Source organism: Rufibacter psychrotolerans (genome assembly GCF_016924645.1).
GTDB classification, from domain to species: domain Bacteria; phylum Bacteroidota; class Bacteroidia; order Cytophagales; family Hymenobacteraceae; genus Nibribacter; species Nibribacter psychrotolerans.
Window position 1 is genome coordinate 104,877 of record NZ_JAFFJV010000006.1, and the last position, 16,952, is coordinate 121,828.

Annotated in this window: 13 protein-coding genes; 11 read left to right on the forward strand and 2 right to left on the reverse strand. The window is 55.3% G+C overall.

Annotation, left to right across the window (positions count from 1 at the left end):
• Position 1 precedes the first annotated feature (1 nt).
• The 9 genes from JT718_RS07275 (at position 2) to JT718_RS07315 (ending at position 12,503) form a co-directional block, all read left to right on the forward strand.
• Entirely contained in the window at positions 2-1,084 is a 1,083-nt protein-coding gene (locus JT718_RS07275; protein WP_240336983.1) for an arabinan endo-1,5-alpha-L-arabinosidase, read from the forward strand.
• A gap of 64 nt (positions 1,085-1,148) precedes the next feature.
• Positions 1,149-2,336, forward strand: coding sequence for an aldose epimerase family protein (locus JT718_RS07280; protein WP_205501573.1), 1,188 nt, complete (start codon positions 1,149-1,151; stop codon positions 2,334-2,336).
• 417 nt (positions 2,337-2,753) lie between these two features.
• Positions 2,754-3,461 carry an NUDIX hydrolase gene (locus tag JT718_RS07285; protein ID WP_205501574.1) on the forward strand — a complete coding sequence of 236 codons (708 nt, stop codon included), beginning with the start codon at positions 2,754-2,756 and terminating at the stop codon, positions 3,459-3,461.
• Between the two features lie 333 nt (positions 3,462-3,794).
• Positions 3,795-5,588, forward strand: coding sequence for a ribulokinase (locus JT718_RS07290; RefSeq protein ID WP_205501575.1), 1,794 nt, complete (start codon positions 3,795-3,797; stop codon positions 5,586-5,588).
• Between the two features lie 3 nt (positions 5,589-5,591).
• Positions 5,592-6,290, forward strand: a complete 699-nt coding sequence (locus tag JT718_RS07295; protein WP_205501576.1) for an L-ribulose-5-phosphate 4-epimerase — start codon at positions 5,592-5,594, stop codon at positions 6,288-6,290.
• A 79-nt stretch (positions 6,291-6,369) separates the two neighbouring features.
• Positions 6,370-7,869, forward strand: coding sequence for an L-arabinose isomerase (gene araA / locus JT718_RS07300; RefSeq protein ID WP_205501577.1), 1,500 nt, complete (start codon positions 6,370-6,372; stop codon positions 7,867-7,869).
• A 114-nt stretch (positions 7,870-7,983) separates the two neighbouring features.
• Positions 7,984-9,681, forward strand: a complete 1,698-nt coding sequence (locus tag JT718_RS07305; protein ID WP_205501578.1) for a sodium:solute symporter family transporter — start codon at positions 7,984-7,986, stop codon at positions 9,679-9,681.
• Positions 9,682-9,849: 168 nt separating this feature from the next.
• Positions 9,850-10,599 (forward strand): 3'-5' exonuclease, encoded by a 750-nt coding sequence (locus JT718_RS07310; protein ID WP_205501579.1) that lies wholly within the window; start codon positions 9,850-9,852, stop codon positions 10,597-10,599.
• On the forward strand, positions 10,596-12,503 hold the full coding sequence (locus JT718_RS07315) for a DUF294 nucleotidyltransferase-like domain-containing protein (protein ID WP_205501580.1): 1,908 nt from the start codon (positions 10,596-10,598) through the stop codon (positions 12,501-12,503). Before JT718_RS07310 ends, JT718_RS07315 begins: the two co-directional genes overlap by 4 nt.
• 722 nt (positions 12,504-13,225) lie before the next feature.
• Here the strand turns inward: JT718_RS07315 and JT718_RS07320 are convergent.
• Positions 13,226-13,915 carry an HAD family hydrolase gene (locus tag JT718_RS07320; protein WP_205501581.1) on the reverse strand — a complete coding sequence of 230 codons (690 nt, stop codon included), beginning with the start codon at positions 13,913-13,915 and terminating at the stop codon, positions 13,226-13,228.
• Positions 13,916-14,137: 222 nt separating this feature from the next.
• Between JT718_RS07320 and JT718_RS07325 the strand changes: the two genes are divergently transcribed.
• On the forward strand, positions 14,138-14,587 hold the full coding sequence (locus tag JT718_RS07325) for a GNAT family N-acetyltransferase (RefSeq protein ID WP_240336984.1): 450 nt from the start codon (positions 14,138-14,140) through the stop codon (positions 14,585-14,587).
• 115 nt (positions 14,588-14,702) lie between these two features.
• On the opposite strand, the gene JT718_RS07330 is transcribed toward JT718_RS07325, so the two are convergent.
• On the reverse strand, positions 14,703-16,088 hold the full coding sequence (locus JT718_RS07330; protein ID WP_240336985.1) for an aldehyde dehydrogenase: 1,386 nt from the start codon (positions 16,086-16,088) through the stop codon (positions 14,703-14,705).
• Between the two features lie 282 nt (positions 16,089-16,370).
• Between JT718_RS07330 and JT718_RS07335 the strand changes: the two genes are divergently transcribed.
• Positions 16,371-16,859, forward strand: coding sequence for a hypothetical protein (locus JT718_RS07335; RefSeq protein ID WP_205501583.1), 489 nt, complete (start codon positions 16,371-16,373; stop codon positions 16,857-16,859).
• Positions 16,860-16,952 lie beyond the last annotated feature (93 nt).

Here is a 16,952-nt window from a genome sequence, read left to right on the forward strand (position 1 = left end):
TATGAAAAAGATAGTCAGACAATTTTACGTTGCCTTGTGCCTGGTGGCGGGAATGGGATGCGCACAGGCCAGACAGGTAACCACCACGCCGGCAACGACGGCAACGCAGAAAGCAGAGACCCGGCCCATCAGTGACATCACGGTGCATGACCCGGTCATGGCCAAACAGGGCAAAACGTACTACCTGTTCTGTACCGGCCCGGGTATTTCGGTGCTGTCCTCTACCGATCTGCAGAACTGGAAACGCGAGAAACCGGTGTTTGCCACGGCGCCGGAGTGGGCGGTGCAAGCGGTGGCCGGGTTCAAGAACAACCACATCTGGGCCCCCGACATCAGCTTCTACAAGGGCAAGTATTACCTGTACTACTCCATCTCGGCGTTCGGGAAAAACACCTCGGCCATTGGGCTGGCCACCAACGTGACGCTGGACCCGCAGGACAAGAACTTTAAGTGGGTGGACCACGGCAAGATCATAGAGTCTATTCCGGGGCAGACCAACTGGAACGCCATTGACCCCAACCTGGTCACCGACGAGAAAGGCACGCCCTGGCTCTCGTTCGGGTCTTTCTGGGGCGGGTTGCAACTGGTGAAACTGAACAAAGACCGCCTGTCGGTGGCCGACGATGCCAGCAAGTTTATCACCATCGCCAGCCGAAAAAAGGGCCTCACCATCCAGACTAATCCAGCCCCGCTGCCAGGTAATCCGCCGGAGGCGGGCGGAAATGCGATAGAAGCCCCTTTTATTTTCAAGAAAAACGGTTATTATTACCTGTTCGCTTCCATTGACTACTGCTGCAAAGGCGCCAAAAGCGATTACAAGATGATTGTGGGCCGGTCTAAAAAGGTACAGGGTCCGTACCTGGACAAGAACGGCGTGGCCATGGACGCGGGCGGCGGCACTATTTTGCTGGAGGGGAATGCCGCCTGGAACGGGGTAGGGCACAACTCGGTCTACACCTTTGACGGTACCGATTACCTTGTTTTCCACGGCTACAGCGCTGCGGAGAATGGCCGGCCTAAACTGCGCATAGAGAAGCTAACCTGGGATAAGGAGCAGTGGCCGGTGGTTGCCCTGGCGCAGTAAGTTTTGTTTTCACCGCTTTTAGCTCAGTTTTAGAAAATAGTCCCTTAAAACTCATAACTAGCCCATGAAATACGTACGAAGACCTGTTTCTGCCCTGCTGTTAAGCGCCCTGCTGTTTGCCGGCGCCTGTAACCAAAACTCCGGAAACCAGGAATCTAAAGAAACCCAAACGCAAACCTCTACCACCGCCAACCAAGTGAAACTACCCGCCCGCGCCAATTTCCAGAAGACCATAGACGGCAAGCAAACCGATCTGTACGTGCTCAAAAACCAGAACAATGTCCAGGTGGCCATCACCAACTACGGGGGCCGCGTGGTAAGCCTGCTGGTACCCGATAAGAACGGCAACCTCACCGATGTGTCCGTGGGGTTTGACAACGTGGAAGATTACACCGAGGGCGCCGATACCTTCTTCGGGGCTACCATTGGCCGGTACGGCAACCGCATTGCCAAAGGCAAGTTCAAGCTGGAAGGCAAGGAGTACACGCTGGCCACCAACAACGGCGCCAACCACCTGCACGGCGGCAACAAAGGCTTCTCGCGCGTGGTGTGGGACGCCCGGCAGGTAGACGACAAAACCCTGGAGCTCACCTACGTGTCCAGAGACATGGAAGAGGGCTACCCCGGCACGCTCACCACCAAAGTGACCTACACCCTCACCGATGACAACGAGCTAAAGATCAACTACCAGGCAACCACTGACAAAACCACCCACGTCAACCTCACCAACCACACTTACTTTAACCTGAACGGTGAAGGCAGCGGTGACATCCTGGGCCATACCCTGCAGATCAACGCAGACAGGTACAACCCGGTAGACTCTACCCTCATCCCTACGGGCATTGCGCCGGTAGAGGGCACTCCTTTTGATTTCCGCCAGGCCACGGCCATTGGAGCCAGGATCAAAGACCAGAACGAGCAGCTACAGCACGGCAACGGCTATGACCACAACTATGTCCTGAACGGAAGCGCCGGATCAGAAATGGAGAAAGTGGCCACCATAACCGGAGAGAAGAGCGGTATCACCATGGAAGTACACACCCAGGAGCCAGGCCTGCAGTTCTACAGCGGCAACTTCATGGATGCCAGCCACACGCTGAAGAACGGTACCAAAGATGAGTTCCGGTCGGCGTTCTGCCTGGAGACCCAGCACTTTCCAGACACGCCAAACCAGCCAAACTTCCCCAGCACCGTGCTGAAGCCCGGCCAGACCTACAACACCACCACCGTGTACAAATTCGCTGCGAAGTAACTCTCAGCGTACCGTAAAGCCTTTGTTCTCCCCGGAAATTATTGCTCAGGATAATTTCCGGGGATTTCTTTATTAAACCTTTTCCTCCACTATTGCTCTAAGTACCGGACCGTCTTAGGAGAGGCGTTTTAGGGGCCTTTTGGCTAAAACGGGCCTGAAACGGGGAGGCCAGCTTGCCAGGTCTAAAGGCAGTGCTTTGGGAAAGAGCGTCCTGCTCTGTAATTTCAGAGGTTTTAACCACCTAACCGGTGGTACCCTGTGCCTCATTTGCGGTTTCTCAGGCAGCGTTTGCGCAGCCACCCCAAGCCGGGGCACAAAGGCAGCATAGACCAGGTAATTCATATGGAAAATAAGGTTACAGAAGAAGACGTGGTAGCTTTGCCTGCTAGTGGTACTGCCGCAAAAAATACAAGTGAAATGATGAAGTATGCCGGGCAAACAAGGTTTCTTGTTGCCGTTGACTGTATCATCTTTGGGTTTGACGGCGAGAATTTCAAGCTGTTGCTGATCCAGAGAGGATTTGCCCCCGAGAAAAATAAGTGGAGCTTGATGGGCGGGTTCGTTCAGCCCCATGAGAGCCTGGAAGTAGGTGCCCAGCGCGTTCTAAAGCAACTGACCGGGCTGGAAGGAGTGTACCTGGAGCAGATCTCGGCTTTTAGTGAGCCTAACCGTGACCCTGTGGAGCGTACCATTGTGGTGCCGTATTTCGCTCTTATTGATATTCAGAAGTACCAGGCCCAGCTGAGCTCAGATTACCACGCAGAGTGGTTTCTGCTCAGCGAGAAGCCCCAACTCATCTTTGACCACGAGCAGATGGTAGAGATGGCCAAAATGCGCCTGCGCTACAAAGCGGCCCTGCACCCCATCTTGTTTGAATTGTTGCCTGAGAAGTTCACCCTGCCGCAGCTACAGACCCTTTACGAGAAGCTCTATGACACCACGTTTGACAAGCGCAACTTCAGCCGCAAGGTGCTGTCTACGGGGTTGCTGGTAAAGCAAGACGAGAAAGACAAAGAGAACTCCCGCAAAGGAGCCTTCTACTTCAAGCTGGACAAAGAGAAGTACTATGACAACTTCCAGGCGTTCCTGAAGTTCATCCCCAACCCAGAGAAGTTCCTGATCTAACCTGGTGCCCATCCTGGCAAGAGGAAATTCAGCACGCCTGAGGTCTTTGGCAAGGCTCCCATTTTGGAGGTGGTTTCTATAAAACTGCCCCAAAACGGGAGCCTTGCCGGTTTATGCAGCCAGCTTCTGGGAGCATTTCGTGTGTGATTTCCGGTAAATGACAGAGGCGGGAAATTCTGGTGAAAAATTAAGTGTCATAATAACAATTTATAAATCTAAATTATTATAATTGTAAAATGATGCTTTGGTAAAGGAAAATTATTTATAAATCGGTAACCGCAGGGGCTTTCTGCCCGGCCAAAGCCAACTAGCTTTACATCAATAACTTGGGATATGGGACAAGAGACATATGTAATTGGGGTGGACTACGGATCAGATTCGGTACGTTCTGTCTTGGTTGATGCACGCAATGGCAAAGAAGTGGCGTCTTCCGTTTTCAACTACCCGCGCTGGAACCAGGGCCTGTTTTGTGAGCCGGCCGCCAACCAGTGGCGCCAGCACCCTTTAGATTATGTAGAGGGGTTGGAGAAAACCATCAAAGACTGCATTGAGCAGGCCGGAGGTGAGGCGGTAGCCAAGGCCGTAAGAGGCATTTCCGTGGATACTACCGGTTCTACTCCGGTGGCCGTTGACAGAAACGGAACGCCGTTGGCGTTGCTACCCGGCTTTGAGAATAATCCCAATGCCATGTTTGTGCTGTGGAAAGATCATACCGCTGTAAACGAGGCCGCGGAGATCAACGCGCACGCCACCAAGTTTGATGTCAATTACCTGCAATACGTAGGCGGAATCTATTCCTCTGAGTGGTTCTGGGCCAAGCTTTTGCACGTGCTCAGACAAGATGAGCAAGTGCGGGAAGCTACTTACTCCTGGGTAGAGCACTGTGACTGGATTCCGTTTCTGTTAACCGGCGGGTCAGACGTAACCGCTATGAAGCGCAGCGTTTGCGCAGCCGGTCATAAATCTTTGTGGGCCGAAGACTTTGGTGGGTTGCCCCCAGAGGAATTCTTCGCCTCCCTGGACCCAGTGTTGAGCGGCTTTACTTCCCGCCTGTTCACCGAGACCTACCCCTCAGACCAGGCCGTGGGCACCATCAGCGCAGAGTGGGCCGAACTTTTAGGCCTCCCCACCGATGTAGTGATTGGCGTAGGAGCCTTTGACTGCCACATGGGCGCCGTAGGTGGCCAGATAGAGCCGTACCACCTGAGCAAAGTAATGGGAACCTCTACCTGCGACATGCTGGTAGCCCCCATGGACGAGGTGAAAGATGTGCTGGTGAAAGGCATCTGCGGTCAGGTGCCGGGTTCTATCATACCCGGTATGATGGGAATGGAAGCCGGGCAGTCGGCTTTCGGAGATACGTATGCCTGGTTCAAGCGCCTGCTCATGTGGCCTTTGCAGAACCTGCTGAAAGACTCCAAAGTGCTGGATGCCGCTACCGCCGAAGCTCTGGTAGAGGAAGCCTCTTCCAGATTGATTCCAGAACTGAGCAAAGCCGCCGATCAGATTCCTCTATCAGAAAACAACGAATTTGCCATTGACTGGTTCAACGGCCGCCGTACGCCAGATGCTAACCAGTTACTAAAAGGCGCTATAGCCGGTCTTGGTTTGGGTAGCGATGCGCCACGCGTGTTCCGCGCGCTGGTAGAGGCTACCTGCTTTGGCGCGAAGAAAATAGTAGACCGTTTTGAAGAGCAGGGCGTGCCGGTAAAGGGCTTGATTGGCTTAGGTGGCGTGGCCAAGAAATCACCGTTCATCATGCAGATGATGGCCGATGTCATGAACATGCCCATAAGGGTGCATAAGTCTGAGCAAACCTGCGCCGTGGGTGCAGCCATGTTTGCCGCCACGGCAGCCGGTCTCTACGAGAAAGTAGAAGATGCCATGGCCGTCATGGGACAAGGCTTTGACGCCGAATATTTCCCTAACCAGGAGCGGGCAGAGATTTATGCCAAACGCTACGCCAAATACAATGAGCTGGGTAGCTCCATTGAAGAGCATATCACCAGTGGTAGCCTGGCCGCTAAATCTGATTTAGTGGAAACCGGCACCAAAGCCCAGCCCGGCCATACAGAAGAAGAGAACCAAAAAGAAGATGCCTTGGAAGAGGCTTCTACCACGCGCTAATTCATGAGCCAATACCAGCATATCAGACAAGAGGCTTACGAAGCCAACATGCAGTTGCCCAAACTGGGTTTGGTGCTTTTTACCTTCGGGAACGTGAGCGCCGCTGACCGTGATCTGGGAGTGTTCGCCATTAAACCCAGCGGCGTGCCTTACGAGGACCTATCGCCGGAAAAAATGGTGATTGTAGACTTTGACGGTAATACCGTAGAAGGAACCTTGCGTCCGTCTTCAGACACGCTTACCCATGCGGTGCTGTACAAGCATTGGGAGAAAATCGGGGGTATTGTGCACACGCACTCTACCTACGCCACGGCCTGGGCCCAGGCCCAGCGCGACATCCCCATCTACGGCACCACGCACGCAGACCATACCACCGCTGACATCCCCTGTGCCCCGCCCATGTCTGACGAGATGATCCAGGGCGATTATGAGTACCAGACCGGTTTCCAAATCATGGATTACCTGGAAATCAAAGGCATCAGCTATGAAGAGGTGGAAATGGTGTTGGTGGGCAACCACGCGCCGTTCACCTGGGGCAAAGACGCCAAAAAAGCCGTATACAACAGTGCCGTGGTAGAGGAGGTGGCCAGAATGGCGTTCCTCACGGAGCAGATCAGGCAAGATGTGCCTCGTCTGAAAGATTCCCTCATCCGGAAGCACTATGAGCGTAAGCACGGACCACATTCCTACTACGGTCAATAACAGAATTATCAACCCTATACATAACCAGACGGTGCTTTTCAGTCCCTCACAGAAGATAACCGCCTAAAAGAAGAATAAAATGATTGATTTAAAACAGTTTGAGGTTTGGTTTGTCACCGGAAGCCAACACCTGTACGGCGAAGAAACGCTGAACCAAGTAGCAGCGCATTCTCAGGAAATAGTGAAAGGTTTAGACGGAGCGGCTCAGGTTCCGGTTCGGGTGGTTTTCAAGCCAACCGTTAAAACCACCGAGGAAATCTTCCGGATCTGCCAGGAGGCAAACGTAGCAGAAAACTGTATTGGAGTCATCACCTGGATGCACACGTTCTCCCCGGCCAAAATGTGGATCAGAGGGTTGAACGTGCTGCAAAAGCCTTTGCTGCACCTGCACACCCAATTCAACCGCGACATTCCGTGGAATTCCATTGACATGGATTTTATGAACCTGAACCAGAGCGCCCACGGTGACCGCGAGTTTGGATTCATGGTATCTCGCATGCGCATCAACCGCAAAGTGGTAGTAGGCCATTGGCAAGACCCCGAGGTGTTGGAGCAGCTTGGCAGATGGTGCCGCGTGGCCGCCGGTTGGTTTGACTGGCAGGGCGCTAAGTTCGTGCGCTTTGGCGATAACATGCGCTACGTAGCCGTTACCGAGGGCGACAAAGTAGAGGCCGAGCTTAAATTCGGGTTCGCGGTGAACACCCACGGCATAGGCGACCTGGTGAAGGTGATCAATGAAGTAAGCAACGAGGCCATTGAAGGCCTGATGCAGGAGTACGAAACGCAGTACAACGTGGTGGATGCCCTGAAAGAAGGCGGTGCCCAGCGCGAGTCGCTGCGCGAGGCGGCCAAGATTGAACTGGGCTTGCGCAGGTTCCTGGAAGACGGCGGCTACAAAGGCTTCTCAGATACTTTTGAAGACCTGCACGGCATGATCCAATTACCAGGTATAGCGGTGCAGCGCCTGATGGCCGATGGTTACGGGTTCGCTGGGGAAGGTGACTGGAAAACAGCAGCCCTGGTGCGCGCCATGAAAGTAATGGGCAGCGGTCTGGAAGGTGCTAACGCCTTCATGGAAGACTATACTTACCATTTTGACCCGAACAACTCGTTGGTGTTAGGTTCGCACATGCTAGAGGTAGACGCGGCCTTGGCCTCAGAGAAACCTTCCTGCGAGATTCACCCGCTGGGCATTGGCGGCAAGGCTGATCCGGTGCGTCTGGTATTCAACGTGTCGGGTGGAGCTGCCCTCAACGCGTCCATTGTGGACATGGGCAACCGTTTCCGCTTGATCGTGAACGAGGTGGAAGGCGTGGAGCCGCAGGCCGAGCTGCCTAACCTGCCGGTAGCCCGCGTGTTATGGAAACCACTTCCAGACATGAAAACCGGTTGCGCCGCCTGGATCTTGGCCGGCGGAGCGCACCATACCTGCTACAGCCAGAACGTTTCTTCTGAAATGCTGCAAGACTTCGCTGAGATGGCTGGCATTGAGTGCGTGCTCATTGACCGGGACACCAAACTGGGCCAGTTCAAGAATGAATTGCGCTGGAGCGAAGCCTACTATCAGGTTTACCGCTAATTTTAAAAAAATGAGTTGAAAACAGGCCTTGGGTATTTCGCAAGGCCTGTTTTCTATCCAGGAAGTTCTCTCCATGAGCTTGTTACCCTGTTCCTTCATCTGTAACCTTTTTATATGAGCAAATTCGCCACCATAGACTATGTCATCTTCATAGTGTACTTCATCATCGTGTCGGGCTATGGATACTGGATTTACCGCAAGAAGCAAAGTACCCAGGCCGACAGCAAAGATTATTTCCTGGCCGAAGGCTCGCTGACCTGGTGGGCCATCGGGGCCTCCCTCATCGCCTCCAACATCTCGGCTGAGCAGTTCATCGGCATGTCGGGGAACGGGTTTGTGGTAGGGGTGGCCGTGGCCGCGTATGAGTGGATCGCCGCCGTGGCACTCATCATTGTGGCCGTGTGGTTCATTCCGGTGTACCTCAAGAACAAGATCTTCACCATGCCGCAGTTCCTGGAGAACCGGTACAACCAGACCACCAGTTTGGTGATGGCCATTTTCTGGCTGTTCCTCTACGTGTTTGTGAACCTTACTTCTATCTTGTTCCTGGGGGCGCTGGCCATCAGTAACCTGGCCGGGGGCGAGAACTTTCACCTGATCATGGTGGCGCTGGCGGTCTTCGCCATTGTGATCACCCTGGGCGGGATGAAGGTGATTGGCTTCACCGATGTGATTCAGGTGACAGTCCTCATCCTGGGAGGCCTGGCCACTACCTACACCGCTCTGGTGCTGGTGAGTGAGCACTTCGGGCTGGGTACCGATATGTTTGCGGGCTTCAACAAACTGCTGCAGGATTCGCCGGAGCACTTCCACATGGTGTTTGACAAGCCGGGCCCGGATGCCACCCAGGCCGAGATCAACAAATACCTGATGGTGCCGGGCATTGGCATGTACTTCGCCGGTATCTGGATTGTGAACCTCAATTACTGGGGCTGTAACCAATACATCACCCAGCGGGCCCTGGGCGCCGACCTGCACACCGCCCGTACCGGTATTTTGTTTGCCGGCCTGCTGAAACTCATGATGCCTATTATTGTAATGCTACCCGGTATTGCGGCGTATGTGCTGTACAAGAACGGCGCCTTGCAGGAAGAAATGGCCCCGGGCGGGCACTTCAACGCCGACAACGCCTACTCGGCCATCCTGGGCTTCCTGCCCACGGGTATGAAAGGCTTGTCTTTGGCGGCCCTCACGGCGGCCATTGTGGCCTCGCTGGCGGGCAAGGCCAATAGTATTTCCACCATCTTCACGCTTGACATTTACCAGAAGTACATCAACAAAGGCGCCAGTGAGCAAAAGCTGGTGTCGGTAGGGAAGCTGACCATTGTGGCGTCTATGGTGTTCTCCATCTTCCTGACCTGGGATGACCTGCTGGGCATTGGCGGCGAGGGCGGCTTTACCTTTATCCAGAAGTACACCGGTTTCATTAGCCCGGGGGTGTTTGCCATGTTCCTGCTGGGCATGTTCTGGAAGCGCACCACGGGTACGGCGGCCATTGCCGGTCTGTTCACGGGCTTCGTGCTGTCGGTGGTGTTCAACAACTATGCACCGGCCTGGTTCGGGAACGAGACGTTCCTGTACACGGCGTACCCCAACGGCAAAGGCGGCTATGAGATCCCGTTCCTCATCTGCATGGGCCTGGCCTTCCTGTTCACCATGATTGTGATGGTGGTGCTGAGTTTGCTGGGGCCTAGGGTCAACCCGAAAGCGTTTGAACTGGATACTTCCATGTTCCGGGTGTCTAACTCCACCTTGATCCTGATCATCATTACCATGTTGCTGGTGAGTGCGCTTTACGTCAGATTCTGGTAAAACAGCACAGAAACACACAGAAAGAGCGGGTACAAAAAGCCCGCTCTTTCTGTGTGCACCCGGTTTTGGCCCGCCCCTTTTTAGCGGAACGGTAGAAGGCTTTTCCGCTGGCATGCTGCTTTCCTGCGGTAAAGCGTGGAGTATGCAACCGTTTCCGTAATTTTAGCTGTGCGTTTCCCAAGAGGCACCAACGCCAACCCGCCACGCGTGAAAGACTACCTGCTGTTCATCGACATTGAATCCTCGGGCTTGCCCCAAGACTGGGAGGCCCCGTACGCCAAAGAGGGTAACTGGCCGCACACCGTGCAGGTGGCCTGGTTTGTCTATACCAAAGGCGGGGAGCTGGTAAAGCAGGAAGACCACTTCATCAGGCCAGAGGGGTTTGAGGTGACTCCGGCGTCCATTGCGGTGCATCACCTAACCCCCGAGTTTCTCAGGGCCCACGGCAAAGGCAGGGCAGAGGTGTTGGCCGTTTTGCAGCAAGACCTGCAGCAGTACCAACCCATGGTAGTGGGGCATTTCATGGAGTTTGACTACCACGTTCTGAGCGCCGATTTCTTCCGCGAGGGCTGGCCCAATCCGTTTACGGGGCTGCCCCAGTTCTGCACCATGGCGGCCTCGTCTGAACTCATCCTGCTACCGCACCGCAAATACCTGCGTCTAGGCGAACTGTACACCCATCTGTTCCATAAAACGCTGCAAGACCAGCACAATGCCGTGGTAGACGCCAGGGCCACGGCCGAGTGTTACTTTGAGCTGCGGAAACGCCGCGTCATCACAGACGCCACCGTAACCTGGCAGCAGCAAAACAAGAATACCCGTAGGAAAGCCGCCCGGCCAGGGCCCCGGCTGCCCCGCTGGGTTATCTGGGCCCTGGCTCTTGCCCTTACTGTTCTACTACTTTTTTACCTGCTATGAACGACCGTCTGCAATTCTTGAAAGGTGTAAAGCCGTTCCACTTGTTAGGGGATGATGTCCTGTTAGGGGTCATTGACCTGTTGCAGGAAGTGAGCTACTCCAAAGACGCCGTGATCTACCACCAGGAGGCCACCAAGCTAAAGGGCGTAGACCTGATTGTGGAAGGGGAGTACGAGTCGTTTTTCTACGACAGCGCCCAGAACAAACGGGTGCTGGAGCACCACGGGCCGGGCTACTGCTACGGCGGGGTCTCCATGCTGCTCAACCGCAAAAAGTCACTGCGCACGGTCATTGCCAAGAAAGGCACGGTGGTGTACCACTTGCCCAAGAAAGACTTCAGGGCCCTGGCCAAGGCCAACGAGAACTTCCTGCACTACTTCACCCACGAGTTTGCCCTGCGCATGCTCAACGAGGAGTTCGCCCACTTTGTGAAACGGCCCACCTCGTTTGAGGAAAACTACATCGCCACCGACCAGCTGTACTCGCGCCGCATTGAGAGCCTGGAGTACCGCGAACTGGTGACCTGCGCCAGCACCACGCCCATCTACACCGCCGCCCGCATCATGGCCGACCACAAGACCAGCTGCATCTTTGTGAAGAACGAAGTGGGCCAGATTGTGGGCTACATCACCGACATTACGCTGCGCGACAACGTGGTGGCCGCCCAGGAAGACGTACGCGGGCAGGTGAAGGAAATCATGGACAACCCCATAGTGTCCATCAAGAAGGAGGCGTACATGCACGAGGCCATCCTGCTCATGTTCCGCACCAAGACGCGCTACCTGCTCATTGAGGAGAACGGCCAGTACGTGGGCATGATCAGCCGCAGCAAGCTCCTGAGCGAGCAGGCCCAGTCGCCGTTCATGTTCATCCAGTCGGTGAAGCTGGCGCGGTCGGGCAACGAGCTCCGGAGCAAGTGGAAGCAGGTGCCCGAGATTGTGATGCAGCTGCTCTTGCGCGGCGCCAAGCCCGAGATCATCAACCAGGTCATCACCACCGTGGCCGACACCATTGCCCAGAAGGTGATTGAGGAAGTGATAGCCATCTGCGGCCCGGCTCCGGCCAAGTTTGTGTTCATGGTGCTGGGCAGTGAGGGCCGCAAAGAGCAAACCCTCAAAACCGACCAGGACAACGCCATCATTTACGAAGACAAGGCCAACGAGCAGCGCGAACTGGTGCGGGAATACTTCCTCAGGTTCGCGGAAATGGTGTCTGAGCGGCTGGATTACATTGGCTTCAGCTACTGCACGGGCGGCTACATGGCCAAGAACCCCAAGTGGACGCACTCGCTCTCGCACTGGAAACGCAATTACCACGGCTGGATGCAGGAAATCCTGCCCGAAACGGCCATTAAGTTCTCCACCTTCTTTGACTGCCGCTACATTTACGGCGAGGCCAGCATCATGCAGGAGCTGGTGTCTTACCTGGACGAGGAACTGCAGAAACCCATGCCGCGGCTGTTCTTCCACATGGCCAAGAATGCCCTGCAGTATGAGCCGCCGCTTACGTTCTTCAACAACATCAGAACCTTTACCGTAGGCTCGCAGCAAGTGTTTGACATCAAGAAAGCCATGACGCCCATTGTGGACCTGGTGCGGGTGTACGCCCTCAAGAACCGCATCTTCAAGACCAACACCGGCGAGCGCATAGAGGCCCTGGCCGAGGCCGGCGTGTTCACCGAGAAACAGTGCCAGGAACTGATGCAGTCGTACTACTACCTCATGGGCCTGCGCCTGCGGAAACAGGCCAGCCAGATCATGCACGACAAAATAGAGCCAGACAATTACCTGGACCTGAACAGCCTCACCAAAATTGAGCAGGTCACCCTCAAGGAAATCTTCAAGACCATCTCAGACTTCCAGCTGGGCATCAAGGTGCAGTTCACCAACAACCTGTTCGGGTAAAATGGCAACCGGTTTTGGGCCTGTTTTCGGTTTTGGGCCTGTTTTGAAGAAAACAGGCCCAAAACCGGTAAATCAGTGCTCCACCCGCATTGGCGCTCAACTGCGCAAACCCATCGCTGGCGCGAGCGTCCCGCTCGTGTCCGCACGCATGGCAGATATGCTCTTTCTATTCTGTTGCCTCTCTATTCTGTCTCCGCACGCACAGCAGTGGGTAGGTACATTCGCTGTGTCTATTCCGTTGCTCCCTCTGTTCCGTTGATTTCTCTTTTTTGTGCCTCTATGTTCCGTAGTTTTTTCTGTTCTGTTGCTCTCTATTCCGTAGTTCTCTCTGTTCTATTACTTCCTCTCTATTTTGTCATCCTGAAAGGATCTTGTGGGCGAACGGTAGCAGCGTTTCTCCAGGGCTTGTCTAGTTTGCCCACAAGATCTTTCCAAGATGACAAAGTGGGTTGGGTGAGTCAGAGCACAGCCAAACCTCAAGCCTCAGGAAAGACAAGCAAAGAGGGCTCCGCCATGCGTGCGGACACGAGCCGAAGGCTCGCGCCAGCGAACCCAAAACCAGCGGTCTAAAAGATGCAACCTGCTTATGGACTGTTTTTAGAAAATAAGCCTAAAACAAGATTTGGCATACGAGCGGACACGAGTGGGACGCTCGCGCCAGCGGTAGACAGCCGCAAAGGCCGGTTGCTGGCCTGCTTTTCAGGAAACAGGCTAAAAACAGGTTAGCCTTTGATCTTTTCCCTGCTGGTGAAAAGCGCATCTAGCCCGGGAGCGGTATAGTCCTCCACAAACCCGATGATGTTGCCGTACGCCGGGAACTCGTCTTGCGTGTGCATGGTGGTGATGACCAGGCAATCCATGCCGGCGTTCAGGGCGGCTTCCACGCCTTTGGGGGCGTCTTCAAACACCAGGCAATCTTCGGGGGCTACGCCCAGTTCGGCGGCGGCTTTCAGGAAAGTCTCGGGGTGCGGCTTGCTTTTGGTGACATCGTCGGCGCTGATCAGGGCGTCAAAGTAATGCCTGATATGCAGGTTGTCTACCGTGAAATCGATGTTGAACGTGATGGCGGCCGTAGCGATGGCCATTTTGATCTGGTGCTCCTTCGCCTTTTCCAGAAAACGGTCCAGGCCTTTGATGAGTTGGAGGTGCGAAAGATACTCTTGTTGGTACGCCTTCTCCTTGTCCAGGGAGATGCGGTCGGCTTCCTCGGGGGAGAAGTGCCCCGGCCCGAAGAGCCGGTCCAGCACCTCGCTGTTCTTGCCGTACATCTGCACCTTCACCTCGTCCCAGGTAAGGTTTGCGTTCAGGTCATGGGTAAGAATGTGGTGCCAGGCTTTGGTGTGGAACTCCATGTCGTTGATCATGGTGCCGTTCATGTCAAACAGAAAAGCCTTGTAAGCAGAGGTAGTCATGTGGGGTAGTTTTGGTAAAGGTAATGCATACGAGATCGCGCCGAAAAACGGAAAGGACCACGCCAAATAAGGGTGCGCCAGGGGAGAAGAACCCGTGCCAGGCGCATTGCGCGGCAAGGTAAGCCTCAGGCGGCAAAAAAAGGCAGCAAATGCGCGGTTACGCCGGCAAAGATTGGTGCTTTGGGGCAGATAGGCTAGTTTCGCGGCATGATGGCGTTTACAATGATAACCAAGGCCTTTGGGGAGCTCACGCCCCAGGAACTCTACGATCTGTTGCAGTTGAGAAGTGCGGTGTTTGTGGTGGAGCAGAACTGCGTGTTCCTGGACCCCGATGGGTTAGATGCCCAATGCCACCACCTTTTGTTTTACCAGGGCAGCACGCTGGAAGCCTACGCGCGCCTGCTGCCGGCCGGGGTTTCTTACCCAGAGCGTTCCATTGGCCGCATCATCACCAGCGCCGCCGTGCGCGGAACCGGGGTGGGGCAGCAGCTGGTGCAGAAGGCCATTGACGAAACCCACCGCCTGTTCGGGCCGGGGGCCATCAAGATCGGGGCGCAGCTCTACGCCAGGAAATTCTACGAGCGGTTCGGGTTTGTGCAGTCCAGCGACGTGTATGACGAAGACGGCATTGACCACATCAAAATGATCAGGCCGGCAGAAGAGGCCAGGTAGAGACAACGGTTTCCAAAGCTGTTTTAGGGCCGTTTTCGCTGAAACAGGCCCTAAATCTCAAAGTCAATTCACTGCGCCCAAACTGTTGAGACTGCTCTACAGGGCACGCCCAGATTTATACCCATTTGAAGGCTTTTCGCATCCAGGCAAACTTTTTGGCGTACGGCGGATAGCGCAAGGGCAGGTCGGGTTTGGAGGGTTTTTTGAGCACGCTTTTGTGGTGTGAGAAGGCGTCAAAGCTGGCCTTGCCATGGTAGTTGCCGTGCCCGCTGGTGCCCACCCCTCCAAACGGCAGATAAGGGTTGGCCAGGTGCGACACCGTGTCATTGATGCACGCCCCACCCGAGGAGGTCTGCGTGAGCACCATGTCCTTGGCGCGCTTGTCTTTGGAGAAAAAGTAGAGCGCCAAGGGCTTGGGCCGGGCGTTCACCTGCGCAATGGCCTCGGGCAGCGTTTTAAAGGTAAGCACCGGCAGCAGTGGCCCAAAAATCTCTTCCTGCATGAGGGGCTGCTCCCAGGTGACCTGGGTGAGCAGGGTAGGCGCAATGTAGCGGTGACGGGCATCAGTTTCGCCGCCGGCGTACACCTCCACGTTCCCCAGCAGGGCCTTCAATCGCTGGAAGTGGCGGTCGTTGATAATGCGGGCAAAGTCGGGGCTTTGGGCGGGGTCTGGGCCGTAGAACTCCCGCAGGGTAGCGGCCAGGTGCTCCAGCAAGGGAGCCGCCACCGTTTCCTGCACCAGCAGGTAGTCGGGGGCCACGCAGGTTTGTCCGGCGTTGATGAATTTCCCCCACACAATGCGTTTGGCCGCCACAGCCAGGTCGGCGGTTTCGTCTACCAGGCAGGGGCTCTTGCCGCCCAGTTCCAGCGTGACGGGTATGAGCTGTTTGGCGGCCGCCTGCGCCACAATCTTGCCCACCGGCACGCTGCCCGTAAAGAAGATTTTGTCAAAGGGTTGTTCCAGCAAGGCCTGGCTCACCTCGGGGCCGCCCTGCACCACCGTCAGGTAATCGGGCGGGAAGTGTTCCTGCAGCAGGCGGGCCAGGAGCTGGCTGGTGGCGGGCGTGAGCTCAGAGGGTTTTAAGATGGCGCAGCAACCGGCGGCAATGGCCCCCAGCACCGGCGAGAGGGTCAGCTGAAACGGGTAGTTCCAGGCCCCAATGACCAGGGCCACCCCGTACGGCTCGGGGTAAATATAATCCTTGGAAGGAAAATTCAGGAAGCTGGCCTTCACGCGGCGCGGCTTCACCCACTGGCGCAGGTGCTTCAGCATGAACTTGATCTCGGCCTGCAGGATGGCCACCTCGGTGGCGAACGTTTCAAACGGCGGCTTCCTGAAATCGGCCTGCAGGGCCGCCAGCACGGCGGCTTCTTCCTGCCGGATTACCTTCTGCAGGCGCCGGAGCATCTTGAGCCTGAAGGCCAGGGGTTTGGTTTGCCCGGTGGCAAAGAAGGCTTTCTGCCGAAGGACCAGTTCTTGGGGCGTGAGGGGTGGGAGCATGGGTGCGCGGGTTGAGGGTTTGCCCATCATGTACGCTACGGGCCTAAAATGGGCTGTCTCTTTGGCGTGGAATCCAGAAAAAGGCCCTAAAAACAAGAGCCTGGCCTCAAAAAACAGCAATAATTAGTTTTTACGCTATTTTTGCCCAAACAGGCCCAAAACGCAAAACAACCTGTAAAGTTTTGCCTTTTTACCGTGCACTTTTTGAAACAGGAACGTAAAAAGGAGACCATCAGAACTTGGGCAAACAGCATTTTTAGACAGAATTAAAACAGAACAGGCATGGCACCACGCGGCAGTTACGACGACGAATATGGTTACGACGACGATGACTTCAACAGTAACCATTTTGATGATGAGTTCTCCTTTGACGACGACGATGATTTTGACGACGATGACCCCCTGAAAGGGCGCGGCGGCTTTGGCGCCGACGATGACGAGGAGGTGAACCTTCCGTACGAAGGGGAGTTGTTCAACGAGATGCTGAGCAAGCTGCACGGCACGCTCATCATGTACGGCGAGGACGACCCGGCCCTGATGGACCTGCAGGCCGAGCTGCTGCAGGTAGACACCGACAAGCTGGGCACCGCCACCGACGACATGTTCTACCTGGAGGAGGCCAGCCAGATTGCCAAGATCCTGAAGAAGCACGTGGGCGAGTCGCCCAAGATCAAGCAGATTCACGACAACTTCATGAAAGACATCACCCGCTTCAGCGACGAGTCGGCGGCGGGCCACCCCGGCGACTACTACCTGGACGACGAGGAATAGCGGCAGCCTCCCTTTTGGGGCTGTTTTCGTGAAAACCCCTCTGACACGGATGAAGGAAGGTAAACCGCAAAAAAAGAGCGGCTCCCCGGGGGA